The sequence below is a fragment of the Streptomyces sp. M2CJ-2 genome, from assembly GCF_016757295.1.
In the GTDB taxonomy this organism is placed as follows: Bacteria; Actinomycetota; Actinomycetes; order Streptomycetales; family Streptomycetaceae; genus Streptomyces.
In genome coordinates this window covers 1-7,354 of the sequence record NZ_JAESIF010000138.1, presented here as the reverse complement: position 1 = coordinate 7,354, position 7,354 = coordinate 1, and the positions used below count along the sequence as shown (strand labels likewise).

The following is a 7,354-nucleotide window of genomic DNA, read 5'->3' as shown; positions in this document are numbered from 1 at the left end:
CAGCTGCGCGGCGCCATCATCTGGCTGCGCAGCCTTGCCCCCGCCACATGATCACGATCCCGAACAGGCCCTAGTGAGGTCAACGCCTCGGACAGCTCAGCCGCCAGCTCACCAGGAGCCATGGAACGGGACTGGGCCTCGTCGACGAGGACTGAGCCGTCGTCCAGTCCGTCCGTCCACTCACTGGGCTGAGTGCCGCCCGCCTCGCCGTCTGAGCCCGCTTCCGGATCAGTCTCTGCGGCTGGTGCCGGGTCCTTCTGCCAGCGCAGGAAGGTCTTGCCGCCGATGCGCAGCACGTCCCGGCCGTTGTCGTTCCGCCCGGAGGAGGGGGTGCTGAACTGGCTGCCGCTGGCGGTGACGGTGATGTCGTTGTCGGTGATGCCGAACGCCGAGGTGTCCTTGTAGCGCAACCCCTGCGCTGTGGCCAGATCGTCGACCGCTTCCCTGAACGGTCCCAGGTCACGGTGCGCGGCCTGTGTCTCCTTCGAGTCGGAGGACGAGGACGTGAGCGACAGAAGTCCGCCGATCAGGGCGAGAACCAGCACCGTGAGACCGCCCAGGATGACGGCACTCCGACGCCTGGGGCGGGCCCGTAGCAGCCCTGGTACGGAGAACCACGGGCTCGACGAGGCGTTGGGCGTCCTCCCCGGCACCGCGGGCGGAAGTGGCGGTACCGGAGGGGGCGCCGTCGGATCTGCCGCCGCGCTCGGCCTCACCGGGCCCCCCGGCGCCTGCGCTGTGTCCGGTTGGTGAGTGAGACGGGGGTTGTTGTCGTCCGCCATGGCACTGTGACCTTTCGTGTGTCCGGCTGAAGTCCTGGGAGCGCGTTCTCACCGGGCGTTCTCCAGCGCGCGATTGCAGACTGTGTGGGCGAGCGAGGGAGCCGCGTGGGCCCAGGCCGCCCAGATACATGTCCGCGGAACGCGGCGGCCTCGTACGGGGAGGTGCGACCCGTCACGACGCTGGTTGCTCGGGCTGCTGGCGACCTACCGCTGGCAGGTGGCGACGATCACCAGCAGGAGGAACGCGATCCCGAGCATCGGCAGGCACCCGGTGGAGTTGGGGTTCTTCTGGTTGATCTCGACGATGCCGCCGAGTGCGAGTCCGGGGTGGTTTTCGGCGTAGTGGGCAGCCGCGAGGTCGCCGACCTCGGATTCGGTGGTCCACCGGGTGGCAAACCTGCATTCGCCGCACCGGTACCGGTGTGCCATGTCAACTCCTTGGTGCCGTGGGACATAGGGGATGAGGGAGGAGTGCGGTGAACACCGGGCGCCGGCGTACGAAGAGCCGGACCGGAGGGCGCGCTCATAGGCAAGGGGAGGGAGGGGGGTGAGCGCGCGGCGGGGCGTGTGCTGGAGGGGCAGCCGGTGTGCGCTCCCCCGTCGTGTCGGCCGCGTCCCGCGGGAGACGGGGCCGACACGACGCGCACACCGGCCACGTCGGACGGTGGTGCCACGGTGCGGTGAGGGGACACCGCGCGGGGACACTGTGTGTCGGCGTCAGTCGCGCTGTGGTGCGTCCTCGCACAGCGCCGTGTCCAGCAGCTGCCGTAGCTGCGCGTCCGGGCGCTGGCCGACCTGCACCAACACGTTGGTGACGAGGGAGACGTAGCGGCCGTCGTCCATGGTCAGGGTGAAGGTCTCGTAGCCCAGGACACCACCGGAGTGGCCCCGCGCCGTACCGCCGCAGGAGGGCTCGTACGTCTGGAGGCCCAGACCGTAGCCCGTGCCTGTGTTCACCTGCCGCACGGTGCGCATCTCGGCAAGGCTCTTCGCGGAGAGGACCTTTCCGGTGGCCAGCTCCTGGTAGAAGGCGCTCAGGTCCTCCAGCGTGGAGACCATGGCTCCCGCGCTGCTGAACAGCGAGGGGTCGTACGAGACCGCCGGCAGCCACAGGTAGAAGGAGCCCACCCGGACGCCGTGGTAGCCGTTGACGGCCGGCGTGGGCAGGGCGCGGTCACCGGGTGCGGGGAAGAGGGTGTGGGGCAGACCGATCGGTTCGATGACGCGCTCGGTCACGGCCTTGTGCACCGGCTGTCCCGTCAGCTTCTCGATGAGCATTCCGAGGATGTAGTAGCCGGTGTTGGAGTAGGTGAAGCCTTCACCGGGGGCGGAGACCGGGGGCGAGGCGTCCAGCGCGTACCGCACCACCGTCGACAGGCTGAAGGTGCCGTCCGGGTTCGGCGGAGGCGTCTTCAGCCCGGGGGAGGGGGTGTAGGCGCCGAGACCGCCGGTGTGCTGGAGCAGATGGCGCACGGTGATGCGGGTGCCGTCGTAGCCGTTGCCAGTGACGACACCGGGCAGGTAGTCATCGATCGGCGCGTCCAGGGAGACGCGGCCTTCCTCGGCCAGCTGCAGCACCACCACCGCTGTGAAGGTCTTGGTCTGGCTGCCGATACGGATGTGCTCGTCGGCCTTGATGGGCCGGTCGGCGTTGATGGTTCCCGTACCCGCCGACAGGGTCCAGGACTCGCTTCCGTTTCCGGCGTGGACGGCTGCGCCGGGCCCCGCCGCAGCCTGGAACGCCTTGAGCGCGGCGAGCGTGTCGGAGTGGTCGGACTCGGCGGTGGCGGCGTGTGCCGCCGAGTTGGACAGCGTCAGTACCGTCGCGCACAAGGCGCCGATGACGGAGGCCAGTTTCGTACCGTTTCGGGTGGTCATTCGGTGTCCGCTCCTCGGAGAGGTCTCGCTCGGTCGGGTTTGTGCCAGTCCTGCCGGCTCAGTTCTTCGCGGCGGCTTCGAAGGCGGCCTCCAGGCGCGGGATGTAGTCCGCATAGGCAGGGCCCCAGCACCCGTAGGTGTGGCTGCCGTCGCACTGGGGGGACAGGGAGGCGCCGTTGCCGTAGTCGACGAGCCGACTGGGGATGCCGAGCTGGTCCAAGCGGTTCTTGACCGTGCGGGCGGCCGTCGCCGTGTTGGCGTCGATCACGCCCTGGTCCCCGGTGTAGAGGGTGACCTGGGTGTTCTCAAGCTTGGGCAGGTTGGCCGGGGCGGCGGGGTCGTAGGCGTTCCAGCGGTGGTCAGCGCCCAGGACCGGATACGGCGAGCCGAAGACGGCGTCGCTGTCGACGTACGGTCCGTAGGTCGGGCAGCCCTGGCTGCTCGATGTGCTGAGCGCGCACCAGGCGCCGGGCAGGTTGAGCTCCGTGGCGAGTACGGCAGCGCGGACCGTGGCCATGGAGAAGTCGATTCCGCCGGAGAGGGAGGAGGTGTGGCCGAAGAGGTCGGGTCTGGCCTGGGCATAGTGGAGTGCGCCGGATCCCCCCATGGACAGCCCGGTGACGGCCCGGTGTTCGCGGTCAGGGAGGGTGCGCAAGTTGGCGTCGATGTAGGGGACGACCTGTTCGAGGTGGAAGGTCTCCCAGTTGGCCGCCCCTACGGCGGTGTTCTGCATGTACCAGTCGGCGTACCAGCTCTTGAGACCTCCGTCGGGGACCACGGTGATCATGGCGTCGGAGTGCAGGGCCGGGGCGGCGGCGGCATCGTCCACGTTGCCGCCGCCCCCATGGAGGAAGTACGTCACCGGCCATCGCCGGTCAGGATCCTCGGCGTACCCGCTGGGCAGGAAGATCCGGATACGGTGCGGGCCGGCAACCTCCGGTGTGGTGACGGTGATCGTGAAGTCGGTGCTGGAGCGTACTTCGGTGCCGTCTGCGACCTGGCTCAGACCGAAGCCGTCCGTGAAGTCGATGCCGGGGACGGCCGGGGAGTCCGCCCGGGCGGCCGATCCCAAGGACACGGCCGGGAGCAGTGCCGCCGCGACCAGGACGCCGACGAGGCGTCGGTGGCGGGCTGATGGACGTCTCAATCCGGTACTCCCTTGTGCGAGGTGACCGACGGTCCGCCGGCACGACCACGATGCGGCCCACCGGGTCCGGGGAACAGGGCATGTGCAGGTCAGGGGGAGGTCATCTGTGACCGGTCATCCGTGACCGGTCGTCTCGATACCCTCGGGCGGTACCGGTGCCCATGGAAGGTGAGTCCGGAGTGACCAATGAGTTAGGCACGCGTATGCGTCAGCTGCGCAAACGCGCCTGCCTCACCCAGGAGCAGCTGGCGGAGCTGGCCGAGGTGAGCGTGAGCACGATCGGCCGGCTGGAGAACGGCAGGCTCCCCGAGCACCGGCTGAGGACGTTGCAGAAGGTGGCGGAAGTCCTGAACGTGAAGCCGGAGGAGTGGCAACGGCTTACCGCGACCCTGGACGGGCAGCCGGCCCTCGCCGATCTGGCCGAGGTAATGACACCCGACGGTACGCAGGGGGAGCCGACCCCCGCTGCTCAGCCCGAGGAGCCGGTACCGACCGGTCAGCCGGGGGAACCGCCACCCGCCGTTCAGCGCCAGACCCAGCCGGGGCCACCGGCACCGGCCGCGCCGCTCCCCGTCCCTGAGCAGGCCGTGCCGTCGCCGGCCGGCCCGCTCGTCGACGCCGCCGCCTCACTGGCCCGCGAGGTCGGCCGACGCTGGCAGCGGGAGGAAAAACATCGTCGCGTCCACGACCCGTTCCCTTTGCCCGTGCGATACCAGTCGGCTCCCGCCGTCCTGATGGACCGTCCGGAGAACATCCAGCGCCTGCAGCCGGGAGTCCCTGCCCGGGATCTGGACCTGAACGGCGACCTGCGGACTGTCGCCGACACCTATCGGAGTGTCGAGTCGCAACGACTGGTGATTCTCGGTCGCGCCGGCTCGGGGAAGTCCATCCTGGCCATCAGGTTCGTCCTCGATCTCCTCGCGGCCCCGAGTTCCTCCCTCCGGGTGCCGGTCATTCTCAGCATCGGATCCTGGGACCCGCTGACCATCACCCCGCGAGACCTGCTGGTCGACCATCTTCTACGGGACCACCCGCATCTGGCCCGTACGACTCCCGAGGGTGCGACGCTGGCCGCCGAACTCGTCGACTCCGATCTGATTCTGCCCGTCCTGGACGGTTTCGACGAGCTCGCCGAAGCCCTGCGCGGCCCCGCGCTGGAAGCACTCAACGCCACGTCCCACCCAGTGGTCCTGACCAGCCGGCGGGACGAGTACGCCCGTGCGGTCCACGACGTGCACACGCCTCTGGTGCTGGCAGCCTGCGTCGAACTCGCCGACCTGACCGTCGAGGATCTGGCCGCGTACCTGCCCCGGACCGACCGCCTCGGCGAAACCCTAGGCAGCGGCGGTGCCACAGGCGTGTGGGATGCCGTTCTGGACGAACTGCGGGTCCGTGACACCCCGGCGAGCAACCAGCTCGGACAGGTCCTGGGAACGCCGCTGATGGTGACCCTGGCCAGGACGATGTACAGCGAGGTGCCCGGTAACGACCCTGTCGAACTGCTTGACACCGCGCGCTTTCCCACCGGGCGCCACCTCGAGGAACATCTGCTGGCGAATTTCGTGCCCACGGTCTACCGGCACCGCACCCCCGAACGGGCCGACCCCGCCCCCGGACAGCGCAACCGCGACCCTGACCAAGCCGAACGCTGGCTCGGCTACCTCGCCCACAGCCTGGCCACCGGTGCCCACGAGCGTCGAGACCTTGCCTGGTGGCGGCTCGGCGCGTCCGTACGGCTGCCGATGCGCATCCTGCACACCGCGCTGCTGGGCGGACTGTGCATGTTCGCAGCCAACTGGATTGTGGTACTTTTCGCCCTTTCCATCGGGTACATGCCCTCCGTGCAGGGGCCAGCGATGTTCGAGGTGGCGGTGTTCGGGCTCTGCTCTGCGGTCGTCTTCGGTCTCGCGCACTGTGCCCTGGCCGCGGTGGGCCGTACCGTGGCCGTTCCGACCCAGGTACGACTCAGGCTGGCGGCCGTGGCCCCCCGGGTCGAGCACAGGCCGGTTCGTGAGATCCTCACGCGCTTCGGGGTCGGGCTGCTGGGCGGCTCTGTACTGGGGGTCGCACACGCCTGGACGAACGCGATGTTTCGCGCGTTGGCCGGAACCATCCCGCGCGCGGATCTGATCGGCGCGGCGATTCAGGACACACTGGCCCTGGGACTGATCTTCGGTCTGACGGCCGGCTTGTCCTTCGGACTCGTCGCAGCCTTCGAGGCACCCGTGGACATCGCCGCCGCGGCCACGCCGATGCGACTGCTGTCCGTCAACCGGTCAACCGCCACCCGGCAGTTCCTCATGCTTGCTGCCGCTGTCACTGCCGGACTCGCTGTCTGCGGACATGCCGTCATCGGCCTGCTCCAGCAGGTGCTGCCCTGGACGATGGTGTGGCCGCTGGACGCGGCTCTGCTTCTGGGGGCGGTCGGCGGGCTGGGCGGCTCGGCGGCGTACGTGCTCGCACTCACGGCGTGGGGGCAATGGCTGACGGTGGGCCGGTTCTGGTTGCCGCTGACGCGCAGACTGCCGTGGGACACCGCCGCCTTCCTGGACGACGCCTATCACCGGGGGGTGCTCCGGCAAGCTGGTGCCGTGTACCAATTCCGGCACATCCGGCTGCAGCAACACCTCGCTCGCGTCTACGGCCGCTCCGGCCGCGTCTCCAGCTACGTGAAACCGGGCCCGAGGCGCCGCGCATCCGATGAGAGGGCGTCGTCGGAAGGCCGTTGAGGGTCTGCTCGGTGGTGGCGGCGTGCGGGATCCGCTGCGGACGCGTTCCCATCAGGTGCGCCGTGCACACCCGACGGCCAGGCGCTGTTCGGCGAGGGCGGCAGCTGCGCCTCGTCACGACTCTGGTCGGACCGTGGTCGGCTCCACGGTCGGGCCGACCACAGGGCCGACCACGGCGGTGAGTTCCTGGCGCAGGTCCAGGTAGCAGCGCAGCCGCACGCCTGGCTCACCCGGGGCTCTGGTCGTCCGGTCGGCTGTCGCGGTCGCCCAGCGTCCGGCGAGCGCTGCCTGGAAGGCGAGGGCGGTGTCGTTGTCCGCGGCCGCGACGTCGACCACGACAAGTCCCGGCTCCGCGAGGTGTTCGTCCTTGATCGGCTTCATGCCCTGGTCGACGTCTGAGTGCCGACGCCGGTTCGCCAAGCTCGGGGATGTTCACCCGATCGAGTAGCGCTGGCCGGCAACCTTCACGGAACGTCGCCGGACCAGTCGTAGCGGCGGCGGTCTCCGGAGCGCAGGTCATGCATTGCCCGACCGCAGGCACCGAACTGCCCCAGCTCGGGAGCACCAAGGCGTGCGCCGGACCCTCAGCACCGCCAGCAGACGCCAGCCGGTAGTGGGCCGTCGTTGCCCGGCTGCTGGGAGGCCGTAGCCGGAACCCTCTTCCACCCCCAACCAGAAGCACGGTGTCCCATGAACGATCTTCAGGTAGGGACCGCAGTGCAGCGGCCCCTACCTGTGACAGGGGCGCTGTCACGTTGGCTGAGCGGGTGGGATGATCTTCTGGTTGATCATGCGGGAGGGGTTGTCCGTGGACAGCG

The 7,354-nt window shown here is 69.5% G+C and carries 6 protein-coding genes; 1 reads left to right on the top strand and 5 read right to left on the bottom strand.

Annotated elements, in window-relative coordinates; genetic code table 11:
- The 4 genes from JL475_RS37500 to JL475_RS37485 form a co-directional block, all read right to left on the bottom strand.
- The coding region (locus JL475_RS37500) for a hypothetical protein (protein ID WP_202282687.1) at nt 1-545 on the bottom strand (545 nt) is incomplete at its 3' end.
- A 441-nt stretch (nt 546-986) separates the two neighbouring features.
- Nucleotides 987-1,211, bottom strand: coding sequence for a hypothetical protein (locus tag JL475_RS37495; protein ID WP_202282686.1), 225 nt, complete (start codon nt 1,209-1,211; stop codon nt 987-989).
- 288 nt (nt 1,212-1,499) lie between these two features.
- Nucleotides 1,500-2,660, bottom strand: a complete 1,161-nt coding sequence (locus JL475_RS37490) for a serine hydrolase (RefSeq protein WP_202282685.1) — start codon at nt 2,658-2,660, stop codon at nt 1,500-1,502.
- A gap of 58 nt (nt 2,661-2,718) precedes the next feature.
- A complete protein-coding gene (locus tag JL475_RS37485) occupies nt 2,719-3,807 on the bottom strand; it encodes an alpha/beta hydrolase family protein (protein WP_202282684.1) in 1,089 nt (362 codons plus the stop codon).
- Between the two features lie 179 nt (nt 3,808-3,986).
- On the opposite strand from JL475_RS37485, the gene JL475_RS37480 reads away from it, so the two are divergent.
- Nucleotides 3,987-6,536: a helix-turn-helix domain-containing protein gene (locus JL475_RS37480; protein ID WP_202282683.1), complete on the top strand. Its 2,550-nt coding sequence runs from the start codon at nt 3,987-3,989 to the stop codon at nt 6,534-6,536.
- A gap of 114 nt (nt 6,537-6,650) precedes the next feature.
- Here the strand turns inward: JL475_RS37480 and JL475_RS37475 are convergent, their stop codons facing one another.
- Nucleotides 6,651-6,956 (bottom strand): DUF6207 family protein, encoded by a 306-nt coding sequence (locus JL475_RS37475; protein ID WP_237409385.1) that lies wholly within the window; start codon nt 6,954-6,956, stop codon nt 6,651-6,653.
- Nucleotides 6,957-7,354: the final 398 nt, after the last annotated feature.